The organism is Paenirhodobacter sp. CAU 1674 (assembly GCF_029222945.1).
Lineage (GTDB): Bacteria > Pseudomonadota > Alphaproteobacteria > Rhodobacterales > Rhodobacteraceae > Rhodobacter.
In genome coordinates, this window is sequence record NZ_JARHUH010000002.1 from 336,610 (window position 1) to 352,187 (window position 15,578).

Genomic DNA, 15,578 nt, shown 5'->3' on the forward strand with positions numbered 1-15,578 from the left:
AATCCGCTGCGTGGCCTTGGCCGTTAAACGATGGGCAAGCTTTCTGCGATCTAGTGCAACACGGGGGAAGGTTTCGAGAGGCGGCATGATAAAGGCATTTTTCTCTCTGACGCGCCCGCAAAAAGCCCGGATATTGCTGCTTGTCGACGCAGCGCTGGTTCTGTTGGCCTTCGGTGCGGCGCTGGCCTTGCAGGATGCCGGTGAACGGGCGTTTCTTGCCGATCTGCACGCGCATCGGGCCCTGGTGGTACTCCTGATGCTGACCGCGGTTCTGTTCGGCAAGCACCTCGGCCTGTGCCGGGTGCGGCTCAAGGATTATCATGGCGATGTCTTGGTGCAGACCGCGGCGGTTGCGGCACTTCTCGGGGCGCTCTCGGGGCTGTTGGCACGGCTGACGGGTTCTGATCTGCCGGTGAGCTTTCATATCGTCTTTGCCCTGAGCTATGTCGTTCTTCATTTCCTGTCACGACATCTGCTGTTTCGCCTCGTGACCGAAATCTATCGCCGGTCGCCTGCCGTAACGCGTGTCGCGATTTACGGCGCGGGGCGCACGGGCATGGCGCTGGCCGCCGAGTTGCACAAACGCCCCGATGTCATCACCTATGCATTTCTGGACGATAATGCGGCGCTGGACGGGATGACGGTGAACGGTGTGCCCGTGCATTCCGGGGCACGCGCGGCGAAGGTGGTCGAGGGGTTCAAGATCAATCGTGTGATCCTTGCGATGCCCTCGGTTTCCGCCGACAAGCAGAGCTTTCTGCGCAAGCGCCTTGAAACGATGGGGGTCGAGGTGCAGACGCTGCCCTCCTTCGCGCAACTTCATGGCGGTGACGCCTTGCTGAACCGCTTGATGCCCGCAACACCCGCCGCCCTGCTGGCGCGCGACCCGCTGGATGCGGCTTTGGGCGGCGATGGCGGGGCCTATTGTGGCGCCAATGTGATGATTACCGGGGCCGGTGGCTCGATCGGGCTGGAATTGTGCCGCCAGATGATCGCCTGTCGCCCCGCCAGGCTGGTGCTGTTCGAACTCTCCGAACTCGCGCTCTACAATGCCGAGGCCGAGATGCGGAGTCTGGCCGAGGCAACCGGGGTCGAGGTGGTGCCTGTGCTCGGCTCGGTCTGTGACGGCACGCTGGTTGCGCAGGTGCTGGCGCGGCACGATATCGGGGTCGTGCTACATGCCGCCGCCTATAAACATGTGCCCCTGGTCGAACAGAACCTGCGCGCGGGTCTTGCCAACAATGCGTTGGGCACGGCTGTTCTGGCGCGGGCCGCGCTGGAAGCAGGGGTTGCGCGTTTCGTGCTGGTCTCTTCGGACAAGGCGGTGCGGCCGGGCAATCTTATGGGGGCCTCGAAACGGATGGCGGAACTGATCGTGCAGGATCTGGCCACTCGCGCGACACAGACCATCTTTTCGACCGTCCGATTTGGCAACGTGCTGGGCTCGTCCGGGTCGGTGATCCCGCTGTTTCAGGAACAGATCGCTCGGGGTGGGCCGGTAACGCTGACCGACGATCGGGTGACGCGCTATTTCATGACCATTCAGGAAGCGTCACGGCTGGTCCTGCTGGCGGGGTCTTTCGCTGAAGGCGGCGAGGTCTTCGTGCTCGACATGGGCCAGCCGGTGCGGGTTGGCGATCTGGCGCGGCGAATGATCGTTGCGGCGGGCTACTCCGTGCGTGATGCAGACAATCCCGCGGGCGATATCGAGATCGTCGTGACCGGCCTGCGTCCGGGCGAGAAACTGCATGAGGAACTGATGATGCGCCGGGGGGCGCAGATTACGGCCCATCCCAAAATCATCCGGGTGCGCGAAGACCACCTGTCCGAGATTGAAATGGCGGCAATCTTGCGGGATCTGCGTGCCGCGGTCGACGGGGGGCATGAGGCCGATATGCTCGAGGTGGTGGTCCGGGCGGTTCGGGAATATGCGCCGCAAAACCTGCCCGACGCAGCGTTGCAGGTGCAGATCGCCCGGGCGGGCAGGCGGGTGATCCATGTGGCGGAATAGTGTGCGCCAGGCGCACGCCCGGATCACGCCCCGAACGGGTCGTCCGGATACCCGACGCCGCAAAGATACAGGCCCTGCGGTGGGCAAACCGGCCCGCAGGCCGCGCGATCCCGGGCCTCCAGCGCCGCCTTCACATCTGCCGGGGCCCAGGCGCCCGCGCCCACCCGTTCCAGCGTGCCGACGATTGATCGCACCTGATTGTGCAGGAAGCTGCGGGCGCGCAGGTGAAAGCGGAATTCCCGCCCATGCGGGAGGATGACTTCCTCGATGCGGATCTCGTCCAAAGTCTTCACCGGGCTGGCGGACTGGCACATGGTCGAGCGAAACGTGGTGAAGTCGTGATGCCCGACCAGATGCGCGGCGCCCGCCCGCATCGCCTCGGCATCCAGCGGGTGCAGGACCTGCCATACCAGCCCGCGTTCGTGGGTCACCGGTGCCCGGCGCTGGATCAGCCGGAACAGATAGCGCCGCTCCTGCGCCGAAAACCGGGCGTGGAAATCATCGGGCACAGGCGCGCAGGCGACAATCGCGACCGGGTCGGGCTTCAGATGCCAGTTGAGCGCTTCCGACAGGCGGAACGGGTCCCAGGACTTGGCAAGATCCGCATGCGCCACTTGCGCCGTGGCATGAACGCCCGCATCGGTGCGCCCGGCGGCCGCGATCGTATGCGGCCCGGGTTCCAGCTTCGACAGGGCCGCCTCGATCGCCCCTTGCACAGAGGGCTGGCCGGACTGGCGCTGCCAGCCCGCAAACGGCGCTCCGTGATATTCGATTTTGAAGGCAAATCTCGGCATTCTTTGGCCTTAGCTTGCCCGCCTCTGCCTGACAATCCCCCGCTGTCTGATACCCACTGTCCACGCGCCCGCCCGATCGCCGCCTTTCCCCCTAACAAATCGCGCCGCGTCCGCCTATCTATGAGCCAAAGCAAGGAAAGGCGCCGGATTTGGGCATTTCTGACTTCGCCGATAGTCTGGCCCGCAGGGTCGAGGGGGTGGGCGCTTCGGTTTCCGAGGCGCTGTTCGAGCCGGTCATCCGGCTGGGCGTCACCGGGCTGTCGCGCGCGGGCAAGACCGTTTTCATCACCTCGCTGGTGGCCAATCTTCTGGACCGTGGGCGCATGCCCGCACTGAGCGGCGCTGCGCAGATCCGGGCAGCATTCCTGCAGCCGCAGCCCGACGATACCGTGCCGCGCTTCGATTACGAATCCCATCTTGCCGCGCTGACCGGCCCCGCGCCGCACTGGCCCGAGGGCACGCGCGCGATTTCCGAATTGCGGTTGTCGTTCCGGGTTGCGCCGTCGGGGTTTCTGGGCGGGGTGCGCGGGATGCGCACGGTGCATCTGGATATCGTCGATTACCCGGGCGAATGGCTGCTCGATCTCGGGTTGATGGACAAGACCTTCGCGCAATGGTCCGAAGGCGCGCTGTCACGGCTGGCGTCTCGTCCGCGGGGCGACGACTATCTTGCGCGGCTGGCCGCGGCGGATCTGGGCGCCCCGTTCGGCGAGCCTGCGGCGAAAGCCCTGGCCGAGCCTTTCACAGCCCATCTGCAGGCGGCGCGGGAGGCAGGATTTTCCGACTGCTCGCCCGGTCGCTTCCTGCTGCCCGGCGAAATGGCGGGCTCGCCGGTGCTGACCTTCGCGCCGATCCCGCCGGGTGACTATCCGCGCGGCAGTCTGGGGCGCGAGATGGAGCGCCGCTTTGACGCCTATAAACGCGAGGTCGTGCGCCCGTTCTTCCGCGATCATTTCGCGCGGATCGACCGGCAGGTGGTGCTGGTCGATGTGCTGGGCGCGATCCATGCAGGCCCCGCCGCGCTGGAGGATCTGCGCCAGTCGATGGCGGGAATTCTGGCGGCGTTCCGGCCGGGCACGGCGGGGTTTCTGGCCGGACTGCTGGGCGCGCGCCGGGTCGAGAAGATCCTGTTCGCCGCGACCAAGGCCGACCATCTGCACCATTCGCAACATGCCCGCCTGACCGCCATCACCGAGGCGCTGCTGCGCGAAGCGCGCGACCGCGCGGATTTCGCCGGAGCCAAGACGCAGGCGATGGCGATCGCCGCGCTGCGTGCCACGACCGAAGAAACGCTGACCCATGACGGACGCGACTTGCCGGCGGTGCGCGGCCGGTTGCTGGACGGGCGGAATGCGGCACTTTACCCGGGCGAATTGCCTGCCGATCCGGCGCAATTGCTGGCGCCCGCACGCGGCGGCGCGCAGCACTGGCTGGACGAGGATTATGCGATCATGGGCTTCGCACCCGCCGCGGTGCAGTTGCGCCCGGGCGATGGGCCGCCGCATATCCGGCTGGACCGGGCGGCCGAATTCCTGATCGGGGACAAGTTATGACCAATAAACCCGTGCTGATCGAACTGAGCGAACCCCCGGCCTCGCCCGCCGATGCGCCGCCTGTGCAGGACTTGTTCGATCCGGTATCCGACCGCCCCGAGGGGCGGGCGATGCAGATCGCGGCGCGCCTGGCGGCACGGCCTGCGTCGCGTCTTGCACGGTTCTTCTGGCAGGCGACGGTGGCGCTGCTGGGGTTCGTGATCTCGGTCGCGGCCTGGCGGTTTGTCGAGAACCTGTTTGCGGCGAACCCGGTGCTGGGCTGGGTCGGGGCCGGGCTTCTGGCCGTGTTCGTGTTTGCGGCGGCGTTGATGGGGCTGCGCGAACTGGCGGCCTTCGCGCGGTTGCGCCGTCTTGACCGGGTTCATCGCGAAGTTACAGCCGCCGCGCAGGCCGACGATCTGGCCCGGGCACGCAAGGTCGTGACCCATGTTTCGGGGCTGTATGCCGCGCGTCCCGAGATGGACTGGTCCCGCGCGCGGCTGGCCGAGCGTGCGCCCGAACAGCTTGATACCATCACCTTGCTCAACCTGGCCGAGACCGAGCTGATGGCGCCGCTCGACGCGGCTGCCCGGCTGGAAATCGAGGCCGCGGCGCGCACCGTGGCAACGGTCACCGCATTGGTGCCGCTGGCCCTGGCCGATGTTTTCACGGCGCTGACCGCCAATCTGCGGATGATCCGCCGCGTGGCCGAGATTTACGGGGGCCGCGCGGGCAGCTTGGGCAGTCTGCGTCTGGCGCGCACGGTGCTGACACATCTGGTCGCCACCGGCGCGGTCGCGGTGGGCGACGATCTGATCGAAACCGTCACCGGCGGGCATCTGTTTTCGAAACTTTCGCGCCGTTTCGGTGAGGGGGTGGTGAATGGGGCGCTGACGGCGCGCGTTGGCGTGGCCGCGATCGAGGTCTGTCGCCCGATGCCGTTCCGCGCGCTTCAGAAACCGCGTGTCACGAACCTGACGGGGCGTGCACTGACCGGGTTGTTCGGCAAGGCCAAGGCATCGCAAAGCGACGGCTGATCTTTTTCTTGGCCCAAATACTCATATCCTAGCGCAGGTTCGGCACCACGTTCGCGGGCCTGCCGATGTCCTCGACCCCTTGCCGCAGCCCGTGACCGATGCGATGGGCCAGCGCCGACCAGGCGGCCGCGGCCAGCGGATCGAGGCTTTGGCGCAGGGTCTCGTCGAACAGGCCCAGCCAGATCGGGAAATGTCCGGGCGCCACATCGCCCGCGCGGCGGTGCGCCATCATCGGGCTGCCGTCGAAGCCGGGCTGAAACAGGATCGCGCCTTTCCAGAACCGGGCGATTTTCGCCTCATGTTCGGGCCAGTCGGTGACATGACCGGCAAAGATCGGGCCCAGCAGGTGATGCGCGCGCACCCGGGTGTAGAACCGCGCGACGACGCGGTCGATCTCGGCCTCGGTGATCTCGAAACGGGGGGGCATCTGGGTCATGGCGGCTCCTTGTCGCGCTCAGATAGGCGCGGGGGGCGGGGGCAGCAAGCGGGCAGGGTGACGCGGGGTCTGGGCTCAGGCGTCGCCGAACAGATCGGTCTGCGGCGCGGCGGGCGGGCGGGGCGCCTCCAGCCCCAGATGGCGCCAGGCCCGCGCGCCCAGCATCCGCCCGCGCGGGGTGCGTTGCACCAGACCTTGCTGCAGCAGATAGGGTTCGATCACCTCTTCGATCGCATCGCGGCTTTCGGACAGTGCCGCGGACAGGGTTTCCACCCCCACCGGCCCGCCGCCGTAATGTTCGGCCATCAGCATCATGTAGCGCCGGTCCGCGCCATCAAGGCCCAGATTGTCGACGCCCAGACGGGTCAGCGCCGTGTCGGCCAGCGCGCGGGTCAGCCGGCCGTCACCTTCGACCAGCGCGAAATCGACAACCCGGCGCAGCAGGCGCCCCGCGATCCGCGGCGTGCCGCGCGCCCGGCGGGCGATTTCCAGCGTCCCCTCGGGTTCGGACGGAATGCCCAACATCCGCGCGCCGCGGGTGACGATAAGGTCAAGCTCGGCCTCGGTATAGAATTGCAGCCGGGTCGGGATGCCGAAGCGGTCGCGCAGCGGCGTGGTCAGCAGGCCCAGCCGGGTGGTCGCGCCGACCAGCGTGAAGGGCTGCAGCTCGATCCGCACGGTGCGCGCGGCGGGCCCCTCGCCGATCACGAGGTCCAGTTCGAAATCCTCCATCGCGGGATAGAGCACCTCTTCCACGGCGGGGTTCATGCGGTGGATCTCGTCGATGAACAGCACGTCGTTGCGTTCCAGATTGGTCAGGATCGCCGCCAGATCGCCCGCGCGCGCCAGCACCGGCCCCGAGGTCATCTTGAAATTCACGCCCAGCTCGCGCGCCATGATTTGCGCCAGCGTCGTCTTGCCCAGACCGGGCGGGCCGTGAAACAGCGTGTGATCCATCGCCTGACCGCGCATCTTGGCGCTTTCGATGAAGACGCGCAGATTGGCGCGGGCCTCGGCCTGCCCCACGAAATCGTCCAGCACCTGTGGGCGCAGGGCGCGGTCGGTGTCATCGGGCTGGCGCTCTGGGCGCAGGGTGGGGTCGGGCTCGGTCATGGGTCAGTTTTGCGCCTTTGTAGGGGGCGAGGCAAGCGGGGGCCAGCCCCCGCACCCCCGGAGTATTTGTGCCAAGAAGAAGGGATCAGTCCTTTGGTGCCAGCAGGCGCAGGGCGGTGCGGATCAGTTTGGCGGTGTCGGTGGCCTCGGGGTGATCGGCGGCCTGGGCCACGGCGCTGGCGGCTTCGGAGGGGTTGTAGCCAAGATTGGTCAGCGCGCTGAGCGCCTCGGCGGTGAAGTTGACCTTGGGCGTGGCGGCGGGGGCGGTGCGCCCGCGCGGTGCGCCGGCCGGTTCGATCACCGCATCCGAAGGCGTTGTGTCCACCGTGAAGCTGCCGCCCATCGCCATCACGCTGGGTGCCTTGTCTTTCAGTTCCATCACCACACGCTGCGCCAGTTTCGGGCCGACGCCGGGCGCGGATTTGATCGCGGACCAGTCGCCAAGGGCGATGGCACGACCGACACCTTCTGCGCCCAGGGTGCCCAGGATCGCCAGTGCGGCCTTGGCGCCGATCCCCTGCACCGAGATCAGCAGCCGATGCCATTCCTTCTCGATCAGGGTGGGGAAGCCAAACAGTTGCAGCAGGTCTTCGCGGACCAGTAGTTCGGTATAAAGCGCGCAGGCCTCGCCCACCGGGGGCAGGTTTTGCGCGGTGCGCGAGGAGACATGGACGATATAGCCCACGCCGCGCACGTCGATCAGGACGTGATCCATGGCGCGATGCAGGATGGTGCCGGCAATCCGTCCGATCATGGCTGCGCCCTCCTGATCCGGGCCTGACCGCCGGTGATGTCGATCGGCGCGCGCGACAGGCTTCCGCCCATCCGGGCGCTGGTTTGCAGATGATGCGCGTGGCAGATCGCAATGGCCAGCGCATCGGCGGCATCGGGACCGTCGAAGGTGACGCCCGGCAGCTGATGGCGCACCATGTGCTGCACCTGCAGCTTGTCGGCATGACCCACGCCCACGACGGCTTTCTTCACCGCATTGGGGGCATATTCGCCGATCGGCAGCCCGGCCTGCGCAGGCACCAGAAGCGCGATGCCGCGCGCTTGCCCCAGTTTCAGCGTGGCAACGGCGTCCTTGTTGACGAAAGTCTGTTCGACGGCGGCGGCATCGGGGGCGTGACGGGCGATCACCTCGGTCAGGGCGCTGTGCAGGGCCAGCAGGCGCAGGGCCAGATCTTCACCGGCAGAGTGGATGATTCCATTGGCAACATGGCTCAGACGCGATCCTGCCATGTCGATCACCCCCCATCCGAGGTTGCGAAGCCCCGGGTCGATACCGATCACGCGCATGAATGCTGCCCTGCCTTGTTGCCTTTTTCTCACGATTAGCACGAAAAGTGAACATCGCAAAGTGGAAGCTGCGCCGGGTGGGGCGGTGAAAATGCCGACCGCACCGGGTGGAATGCCGTGAAAGGGGCGGTGGGAACGTGCAAAGCGACCGGTTTGGCGGGCGAATTGACCGATCCCCCGAAAACCCGGTTAAACAGTTAATTCGGCATGCAAAAAACGCATATCGGGGCTGTCCGGGTGGGAGTTGTTTTCGCAAATGGCGCAATCTATGTGCGGGTCTCGAAGGGCTTAGCCCGCAAATTATGCAGTTTATGAAGGAATCGCGCAATGTCCGCCTATGACACCAACCGCGTTCTGGTCCGGAACGGTCGGGCCGGGGCAGTGACGAAACTGATCGAGACCGTGCTTGCCTGGAATGATGCGCGGGTGACCCGCAACGCGCTCGCCAAGCTGAGCGATCGTGAGCTGAACGACATCGGTCTGACCCGTTACGATATCGACCGCGTCACCCGCTGAGGGCTGATGTTTGTGAATGACAAAAGGCCGCGCATATCCTGCGCGGCCTTTTGTATTGCGCATGGCGCGGGGCTTATCTGCCGAACAGGGGCTGGAACAGACCCGAGATCAGATGGGTTGCGGGGTCCGGTTTCAACACCCAGCCCGCGACCTGTTCGATCAGGGAGCCGTTGGACAGCGCCTCCACGCGGGCGGTGTAGAGCTGGACATCCAGCTGTGCCAGCAGAACGGCCTTGAACAGCAACATTGCCAGACAGACCAGCGCCAGACCGCGCCAGGGAAACGGGCGATGGCGCCTTTGACGGTTCGCATCGAAATAGCTGCGCCCCAGCGTCCCGGTCGCCTCGAATGCGCCGCCTGACGCATGGATTTTCTCAAGACGCGTCAAACGCTCCTTGAATGAATTTTGGGTCGGTTCGCCCATTTCGGCACCCTGTCAACAAAACTCGTTACGCTGTAGCTTTGTTAAGTATGCATCGAATTTATTAACGTTTCGAGAGCGGTATCGGCTGATTATCCACGTTTCAGAACCAATGTGGTCCAGTCGCCGTATTCGTCGCGCGATTCAAGATTGAAACCCTGCGTCTGATAGGCAGCGATCACCTCGTCGGCCTGTTCATGCAGGATGCCCGACAGGATGACATGCCCCGATTCGGCGCAATAGCGGCCCATGTCGGGCGCCAGCGCGATCAGCGGTGCCTTCAGGATATTGGCAAAGATCAGGTCATAGGGCGCGGCGGCCTTCAGCTGCGGATGTTCGAACCCGGCTGCCTCAAGGCAGATCACGCGACCGTCCAGATCGTTGGCCACGACATTGGCTGCCGCCGTTTCCACCGCGACCGGGTCGATGTCCGAGGCCAGCACCGTTTCGGGCCACAGCTTCGCCGCGCCCATCGCCAGCACCGCCGTGCCGCAGCCGATGTCGGCCACCTTATGCGCCCGCAGGCCCGCGCGTTCCATCCGGTCCAGCGCGCTCAGGCAGCCCAGCGTGGTGCCGTGATGCCCGGTGCCAAAGGCCATCGCCGCCTCGATCAGCAGCGGAATGCCGTCGGCGGGCACCTTGTCGGCGTCATGCGCGCCGTAGACGAAAAACCGCCCCGCCACGACCGGCGCGAGTTCGCGGCGCACATGGGCGACCCAATCGGTTTCGGGCAGTTCCGACACGGCGAAGGGCGCGGCATCATGCGCGGCGGCCAGCAGATCCAGCACCACCTCGTTCGGCGCTTCCAGGAAATAGGCGCCGACCTCCCAGCGTTCGGAACCGTCCTCGATCTCGAACACGCCGGTGCCATAGGGCGCAGGCTCCAGATCTTCGATCAGTTCGGCCAGTTCCTCGGCGCGGTCGCGGTCGGCAAGCGTGGTGAATGCGGTAAAGGTCGGCATGACGGCTCCTGATCTGGGTTCCCCCGCTTTCGCGCAACGGGGGGCGCGGGTCAAGCGCCGAGCCCGATGGGGCAGCTGACGCCGGTGCCGCCCAGCCCGCAATAGCCGCCCGGGTTCTTGGCCAGATATTGCTGGTGGTAATCCTCGGCATAATAGAATTCGGGCGCGGGCAGGATTTCGGTGGTGACCGCACCATAACCCGCTGCGGTCAGCCGGGCGGCATAGGTGGCGCGGCTGGCTGCGGCGGCTTCGGCCTGATCCAGCGAATAGGTGTAGATGCCCGACCGATATTGCGTGCCCTGATCGTTGCCCTGCCGCATGCCCTGCGTCGGGTCGTGATTTTCCCAGAATACCTGCAGCAACGCGGCATAGCTGATCTGCGCAGGGTCGAAGATCAGCCGCACGACCTCGTTATGGCCGGTCTGGCCGGTGCAGACCTCGGCGTAGGTCGGGTTCGGGGTCAGCCCGCCGGCATAGCCGACCATCGTCAGCCATACGCCGGGCAGCGACCAGAACTTGCGCTCTACCCCCCAGAAACAGCCCATGCCGAACATGGCCTGCTCCATCCCCTGGGGCACGGGGGCGCGCAGGTCGCGCCCGGTCAGGAAATGCGGCGCGCTCAGCGGCATCGGGGTGGGGCGGCCGGGCAGGGCCTCGGCTTGGGTGGGCAGGCGGGTGGGGCGCATGGGCGGTCTCCTTTCGCGGCAAGATAGGGGGTGCGGGCCGGATTTCCAGCCCGCATGCTCAGTGCCGCGGGCGCGCGAAGATGGTCTCATACCCCTTGTCGGGATGGCGCGGGATCAGCAGCGACAGGCCAAGCGAGACCAGCGCCATCCCCGCCGCCAGCCCGAACACCGCCGCGGGCGAGACCAGCCACAGATAGCCCAGAACCGCCGGCAGGAACACCGCGGCGATATGGTTGATGGTGAAGGCCACGGCGGCGGTGGGCGCAATGTCGCCGGGGTCCGCGATCTTCTGGAAATAGGTCTTTTGCGAGAAGGCCAGCGCGAAGAACAGATGGTCGATGACGTAAAGTGCGCCTGCGACGGTCGCGCTCCACCCGAACCAGTAGACCCCGCCATAGGCCAGAAACACGAAGGTCAGCCCGATATATTCGACGATCAGCGCGCGCCGTTCGCCCCAGCGGCCCACGGCGCGGCCCATCCAGGGCGCGGCCAGCATGTTGGCGGCATAGTTGATCAAAAACAGCGCGGTGATTTCATCAACCCGAAAGCCGAAGCGTTCGACCATCATAAACGCGGCAAAGACGACAAAGATCTGCCGCCGCGCGCCGGCCATCATCTGCAGCGCGTAATAAAGCCAGTAGCGGCGGCGCAGCACGAAGGTTTTCAGCTGCGGCTCTGGCGCCTGAAACTGCGGGTACAGCAGCGCCGCAGCCAGGGCCATGACGATGGTCGCGCCGCCCGACACGCCATAGACGAAGCCATAGCTGAGGTTGAAGGTCTTCCAGGTCAGCACCAGCACCGCATAGGCCGCCAGCGAGGCGCCAGACCCGATCGCGACGATCCGCCCGATGGTCTGCGGCGCGTGCTTGCGGTCGATCCATTGCAGTTGCAGTGACTGGTTCACCGTTTCGAAATAGTGAAACCCGATCGACGACAGCAGCGTCACGAACAACATCCCGCCGAAATGCGGAAACATCGCCGTCACCGCCGTTGCCGCCCCCAAAAGCAGCAGCGCCAGCACCGCCAGCACCTGCTCGCGCAGCACCCACAAGAGCACGATCACCCCGATCGCCAGAAACCCCGGGACCTCGCGCACCGATTGCAGCCAGCCGATCTCGCGCCCGGTGAAGCCCGCCGTCTCGATGACGAAATTGTTCAGCAGCGCCGACCAGGTGGCAAAGGAAATCGGCATCGCCGCGGCCATCAGGTAAAGCAGCGCGTCGGGGCGGCGCCAGCGGGGCAGGGCATAGCCTTCGGCAAGGGTGATTTCGCGCATCTTGGAAGGGCCTTCGATTGGGACCACTCCCGCCTAGGCCGCGCGATGGGCCGGTGCAAGAGAGATGATTCAGATCAATGCGAAACTTCTGCTATGCTGGCATGGCGGCATTGCGCGCACAGGGAGGGTCGCCATGGACATCGTGGAAATCGTCGAACGCATTGGCGAGGGGCCGACGGCGGCGCTGTTCGGGGTGCTGACCGGGCTGGTGTTCGGTGTGGCCGCGCAACGGTCGAATTTCTGTCTGCGCGCCGCAACCGTCGAATTCGCCCGTGGCAAGATGGGGCAGAAGGTGGCGGTGTGGTTCCTGACCTTCTCGACCGCGCTGGTCTGGGTGCAGGGGGCGCAATTGCTGGGCCTGTTCCGGGCGGGCGACAGCCGGATGATGTCGGTTCCGGGCAGCTGGTCGGGGGCGATGATTGGCGGGCTCTTGTTTGGCGCGGGCATGGTGATGGCGCGCGGCTGTTCGGGGCGGCTGCTGGTGCTGGCCTCGACCGGCAACCTGCGTTCGGTGGTTTCGGGGCTGATCTTTGCGGTGACCGCACAGATGAGCCTGAAGGGCATTCTGGCGCCCTGGCGTGACAAGCTGGCCGCGTTGTGGGTGACGGGGTCTGAAAACGTGAACCTGATCAATGCGCTGCATCTGCCCGAATGGGCGGGGCTGGTGGTGGGGCTGGTGTTTGCGGTGCTGGGGCTGGTGCTGGCGCGGCGCAACCGGATCGGCGCCAAGACGCTGATCTTCGCCTCGGGCGTGGGTTTTGCGGTGGCGGTGGGCTGGGTGCTGACCTTCTCCCTCAGCCAGGTCGCGTTCGAGCCGGTTCCGGTGACCTCGGTCACCTTCTCGGGCCCCTCGGCCAACACGCTGATGTTCTTTCTGGATCGCAACGCGGTGCTGGAATTCGACGTGGGCCTGGTGCCCGGCGTGGTGATCGGCGCGTTCCTCAGCTCGCTTCTGGCCGGGCAATTCGCCTGGCAGGCCTTCGATTCCGTTCCGGTGATGCGCCGCTCGATGATCGGCGCGGTGCTGATGGGGTTCGGGGCGATGCTGGCGGGGGGCTGCGCCATCGGCAATGGTGTCACGGGCGGTTCGGTCTTTGCGGGCACCGCCTGGCTGGCGCTGTTTTGCATGTGGATCGGCGCGATGGCGACCGATTATCTGCTGGATCAGCGCGTCTTGCGGCCCCAAGCGGCCTGAGCCCCGGCCTCTCCACTTCTTTCTGGCGGAAATATCCCGGGGGTCTGGGGGCAGGGCCCCCAGCTTCGCCTTACAGAAAACCGCGCCTTACAGGAAACTTTGCGGGTCGATGTCGATGGCCAGCCGCACATTCGGCGGCAGCTTGACCTGCCGCACCCAGACCGCCAGTGCCGCCTGCAGGGGCGCGGTCTTTTCGGCCTTGATCAGCATACGCACCCGATGCCGACCGCGCACCCGGGCAATCGGTGCGGGCGCGGGGCCGAAGATCTGCGCGCCGATCCGGTCGAGCGGGCCGCGCCGCCGCGTCAGCTCGGCGCCGATGTCGAACAGCGGCTGCAGATCGGGGCCCGACAGAATGATCCCCGCCATCCGGCCAAAGGGCGGCACCCCCTGCGCGCGGCGCTGCGCGGCCTCTTCGCGCCAGAAGGCCTCTTCCTCGCCGCTCAGGATGGCGCGGATCACCGGATGCTCGGGCTGATAGCTTTGCAGCAGCGCCAGCCCCGGCTTTTCCGCCCGCCCCGCGCGCCCCGCGACCTGCCGCATCAGTTGAAAGGTACGTTCCGCCGCGCGCAGGTCCGACCCCTGCAACCCCAGATCCGCGTCGATCACGCCCACCAGTGTCAGCTTGGGGAAGTTGTGCCCCTTGGCCACGATCTGGGTGCCGATGATGATGTCGGCATCGCCTTGCGCAATGCTGCCGATCGCCTCTTTCAGCGCGCGGGCCGAGCCGAACAGATCCGAGGACAGCACCGCCACCCGCGCATCGGGGAAGCGTTCGGTGACCTCTTCGGCCAGCCGCTCGACCCCCGGGCCCACCGGCGCCAGCCGCCCCTCGACGCCACAATTGGGGCAGACGGTCGGGATCGGTTTCGTCTCGCCGCATTGATGGCACACGAGCCGGTTCTGGAAACGGTGCTCGACCATGCGCGCATCGCAGTGATCGCAGCCGATCTGATGCCCGCAGGCGCGGCAGATCGTGACCGGGGCATAGCCGCGACGGTTTAGAAACAGCATCGCCTGCTCGCCGTTGCGGATGCGCGCCAGAACCTCGCCCACCAGCGTCGGTGAAATCCAGTGCTGCGGCTCGATCCGCTCCTCGCGCATGTCGATCGCGCGCATCTCGGGCAGGTCCGAGGCGCCGAACCGCGCCGCCAGATCAATGCGCCGGTATTTGCCCGCCTCGGCATTGACCCAGCTTTCCAGACTGGGCGTGGCAGAGGCCAGCACAACCTGCGCCCCGGCAAAAGAGGCGCGCAGCACCGCCATGTCGCGGGCGTTGTAAAGCGCGCCTTCCTCTTGCTTGTAAGACGTGTCGTGCTCCTCATCGACGACGATCAGCCCCAGATCGCGGAACGGCAGGAACAGCGCGGAACGCGCACCCACCACCAGCTGCACGCCGCCCTCGGCGGCCATCCGCCATAGGCGACGGCGTTCGGATTGCGTCACGCCCGAATGCCATTCGCCGGGCCGCGCGCCAAATCGCGCCTCGACCCGGGTCAGGAATTCCGAGGTCAGCGCAATCTCGGGCAGCAGCACCAGCGCCTGCCGCCCCTGCCGCAGGCAATCTGCCACCGCCTCCAGATAAACCTCGGTCTTGCCCGAGCCGGTCACGCCCTTCAGCAGCGTCACGCCGAAATCGCGGGCGGGATCGCGCAGCGCGGCCACCGCGGCGGCCTGATCGGGGGACAGATCCTTGCCCGGCAAGGCGGGGTCAAGCCGCGGAAAGGGCAGGTCGCGCGGCTGCTCGACCTCGTCGATCGCGCCCGTTTTTGCCAGCCCCTTCACCACCTGCGGCGTGACACCGGCAAGCTGTGCCAGTTCGGTCAGGTAAAACCCCGCCCCGCCATGATCGCGCAGCACCTCCAGCACCTTCTCGCGCGCCTCGGTCATCCGCGCGGGGGGTGCGGCGCCCAGCCGATAGATCCTGCGCGCACCCGGCGGATCGAACAGCCCCGGCGTGCGCGTGGCCAGCCGCAACACCCCCGCGCGCGAGGTCATCGTGTACTCTGCCATCCGCATCAGAAACAGCCGCAGCTCGTCGCGCATTGGCGGCACGTCCAGCACCCGCCCGACCGCGCGCAGCTTGGCGGCGTCAAAACGCCCGTCGCCCGCCCCCCAGACAACGCCCATCACCTTGCGCGGGCCAAGCGGCACCTCGACGAAATCGCCCAAAGCGCACCCGCCTTCAGGGGCGCGGTAATCCAGCGGCCGCCCCACGGGCTCGGTCGTCAGAACCGAGACCCGCGCGCCTTCGGGGAAATGGCTTTGCTCAGACATGGCGCGCCCCGGAATTCTGAATG

General features: G+C 66.4%; 15 protein-coding genes. 5 read left to right on the forward strand and 10 right to left on the reverse strand.

The features are described from left to right. Positions 1–85: 85 nt before the first annotated feature. Complete coding sequence (locus tag P2G62_RS03860; protein ID WP_275733547.1) at positions 86–2,011, forward strand: nucleoside-diphosphate sugar epimerase/dehydratase; 1,926 nt, start codon at positions 86–88, stop codon at positions 2,009–2,011. A gap of 23 nt (positions 2,012–2,034) precedes the next feature. Here the strand turns inward: P2G62_RS03860 and truA are convergent, their stop codons facing one another. Then, positions 2,035–2,805, reverse strand: coding sequence for a tRNA pseudouridine(38-40) synthase TruA (truA, locus tag P2G62_RS03865; protein WP_275733548.1), 771 nt, complete (start codon positions 2,803–2,805; stop codon positions 2,035–2,037). A gap of 149 nt (positions 2,806–2,954) precedes the next feature. Between truA and P2G62_RS03870 the strand changes: the two genes are divergently transcribed. Both P2G62_RS03870 and P2G62_RS03875 read left to right on the forward strand, forming a co-directional pair. Continuing rightward, positions 2,955–4,358 carry a YcjX family protein gene (locus P2G62_RS03870; protein WP_275733549.1) on the forward strand — a complete coding sequence of 468 codons (1,404 nt, stop codon included), beginning with the start codon at positions 2,955–2,957 and terminating at the stop codon, positions 4,356–4,358. Beyond that, positions 4,355–5,374 (forward strand): TIGR01620 family protein, encoded by a 1,020-nt coding sequence (locus P2G62_RS03875; protein ID WP_275733550.1) that lies wholly within the window; start codon positions 4,355–4,357, stop codon positions 5,372–5,374. The genes P2G62_RS03870 and P2G62_RS03875 overlap by 4 nt, the downstream gene beginning before the upstream one ends. Positions 5,375–5,402: 28 nt before the next feature. On the opposite strand, the gene P2G62_RS03880 is transcribed toward P2G62_RS03875, so the two are convergent. The 4 genes from P2G62_RS03880 to ruvC form a co-directional block, all read right to left on the reverse strand. Continuing rightward, a complete protein-coding gene (locus P2G62_RS03880; RefSeq protein ID WP_275733551.1) occupies positions 5,403–5,810 on the reverse strand; it encodes a group III truncated hemoglobin in 408 nt (135 codons plus the stop codon). A 75-nt stretch (positions 5,811–5,885) separates the two neighbouring features. Further along, positions 5,886–6,923: a Holliday junction branch migration DNA helicase RuvB gene (ruvB, locus tag P2G62_RS03885; protein WP_275733552.1), complete on the reverse strand. Its 1,038-nt coding sequence runs from the start codon at positions 6,921–6,923 to the stop codon at positions 5,886–5,888. Positions 6,924–7,008: 85 nt separating this feature from the next. Next, complete coding sequence (gene ruvA / locus P2G62_RS03890) at positions 7,009–7,677, reverse strand: Holliday junction branch migration protein RuvA (RefSeq protein ID WP_275733553.1); 669 nt, start codon at positions 7,675–7,677, stop codon at positions 7,009–7,011. Then, the gene (ruvC, locus tag P2G62_RS03895; protein WP_275733554.1) at positions 7,674–8,222 is read right to left on the reverse strand and encodes a crossover junction endodeoxyribonuclease RuvC; all 549 of its coding nucleotides are present in this window, start codon (positions 8,220–8,222) and stop codon (positions 7,674–7,676) included. The genes ruvA and ruvC overlap by 4 nt, the downstream gene beginning before the upstream one ends. A gap of 327 nt (positions 8,223–8,549) precedes the next feature. Between ruvC and P2G62_RS03900 the strand changes: the two genes are divergently transcribed. Then, the gene (locus P2G62_RS03900; RefSeq protein ID WP_275733556.1) at positions 8,550–8,738 is read left to right on the forward strand and encodes a DUF1127 domain-containing protein; all 189 of its coding nucleotides are present in this window, start codon (positions 8,550–8,552) and stop codon (positions 8,736–8,738) included. A gap of 73 nt (positions 8,739–8,811) precedes the next feature. On the opposite strand, the gene P2G62_RS03905 is transcribed toward P2G62_RS03900, so the two are convergent. The 4 genes from P2G62_RS03905 to P2G62_RS03920 all read right to left on the reverse strand — a co-directional run bounded on the left by P2G62_RS03905 (position 8,812) and on the right by P2G62_RS03920 (position 12,083). Next, a complete protein-coding gene (locus P2G62_RS03905) occupies positions 8,812–9,162 on the reverse strand; it encodes a hypothetical protein (protein WP_275733557.1) in 351 nt (116 codons plus the stop codon). Between the two features lie 89 nt (positions 9,163–9,251). Then, entirely contained in the window at positions 9,252–10,121 is an 870-nt protein-coding gene (locus tag P2G62_RS03910) for a 50S ribosomal protein L11 methyltransferase (RefSeq protein WP_275733558.1), read from the reverse strand. Between the two features lie 50 nt (positions 10,122–10,171). After that, a complete protein-coding gene (msrA, locus tag P2G62_RS03915; RefSeq protein ID WP_275733559.1) occupies positions 10,172–10,807 on the reverse strand; it encodes a peptide-methionine (S)-S-oxide reductase MsrA in 636 nt (211 codons plus the stop codon). A gap of 58 nt (positions 10,808–10,865) precedes the next feature. Next, complete coding sequence (locus P2G62_RS03920; RefSeq protein WP_275733560.1) at positions 10,866–12,083, reverse strand: MFS transporter; 1,218 nt, start codon at positions 12,081–12,083, stop codon at positions 10,866–10,868. Between the two features lie 133 nt (positions 12,084–12,216). Between P2G62_RS03920 and P2G62_RS03925 the strand changes: the two genes are divergently transcribed. After that, positions 12,217–13,278 carry a YeeE/YedE family protein gene (locus P2G62_RS03925; RefSeq protein WP_275733561.1) on the forward strand — a complete coding sequence of 354 codons (1,062 nt, stop codon included), beginning with the start codon at positions 12,217–12,219 and terminating at the stop codon, positions 13,276–13,278. An 87-nt stretch (positions 13,279–13,365) separates the two neighbouring features. Here the strand turns inward: P2G62_RS03925 and P2G62_RS03930 are convergent, their stop codons facing one another. Then, positions 13,366–15,555, reverse strand: a complete 2,190-nt coding sequence (locus P2G62_RS03930) for a primosomal protein N' (protein ID WP_275733562.1) — start codon at positions 15,553–15,555, stop codon at positions 13,366–13,368. Positions 15,556–15,578: the final 23 nt, after the last annotated feature.

Coding starts and splice junctions, on each gene's coding strand:
- P2G62_RS03860 (WP_275733547.1), top strand. CDS start 86: ATGATAAAGGCATTTTTCTCTCTGACGCGCCCGCAAAAAGCCCGGATA.
- truA (WP_275733548.1), bottom strand. CDS start 2,805: ATGCCGAGATTTGCCTTCAAAATCGAATATCACGGAGCGCCGTTTGCG.
- P2G62_RS03875 (WP_275733550.1), top strand. CDS start 4,355: ATGACCAATAAACCCGTGCTGATCGAACTGAGCGAACCCCCGGCCTCG.
- P2G62_RS03880 (WP_275733551.1), bottom strand. CDS start 5,810: ATGACCCAGATGCCCCCCCGTTTCGAGATCACCGAGGCCGAGATCGAC.
- ruvB (WP_275733552.1), bottom strand. CDS start 6,923: ATGACCGAGCCCGACCCCACCCTGCGCCCAGAGCGCCAGCCCGATGAC.
- ruvA (WP_275733553.1), bottom strand. CDS start 7,677: ATGATCGGACGGATTGCCGGCACCATCCTGCATCGCGCCATGGATCAC.
- ruvC (WP_275733554.1), bottom strand. CDS start 8,222: ATGCGCGTGATCGGTATCGACCCGGGGCTTCGCAACCTCGGATGGGGG.
- P2G62_RS03900 (WP_275733556.1), top strand. CDS start 8,550: ATGTCCGCCTATGACACCAACCGCGTTCTGGTCCGGAACGGTCGGGCC.
- P2G62_RS03905 (WP_275733557.1), bottom strand. CDS start 9,162: ATGGGCGAACCGACCCAAAATTCATTCAAGGAGCGTTTGACGCGTCTT.
- P2G62_RS03910 (WP_275733558.1), bottom strand. CDS start 10,121: ATGCCGACCTTTACCGCATTCACCACGCTTGCCGACCGCGACCGCGCC.
- msrA (WP_275733559.1), bottom strand. CDS start 10,807: ATGCGCCCCACCCGCCTGCCCACCCAAGCCGAGGCCCTGCCCGGCCGC.
- P2G62_RS03920 (WP_275733560.1), bottom strand. CDS start 12,083: ATGCGCGAAATCACCCTTGCCGAAGGCTATGCCCTGCCCCGCTGGCGC.
- P2G62_RS03925 (WP_275733561.1), top strand. CDS start 12,217: ATGGACATCGTGGAAATCGTCGAACGCATTGGCGAGGGGCCGACGGCG.
- P2G62_RS03930 (WP_275733562.1), bottom strand. CDS start 15,555: ATGTCTGAGCAAAGCCATTTCCCCGAAGGCGCGCGGGTCTCGGTTCTG.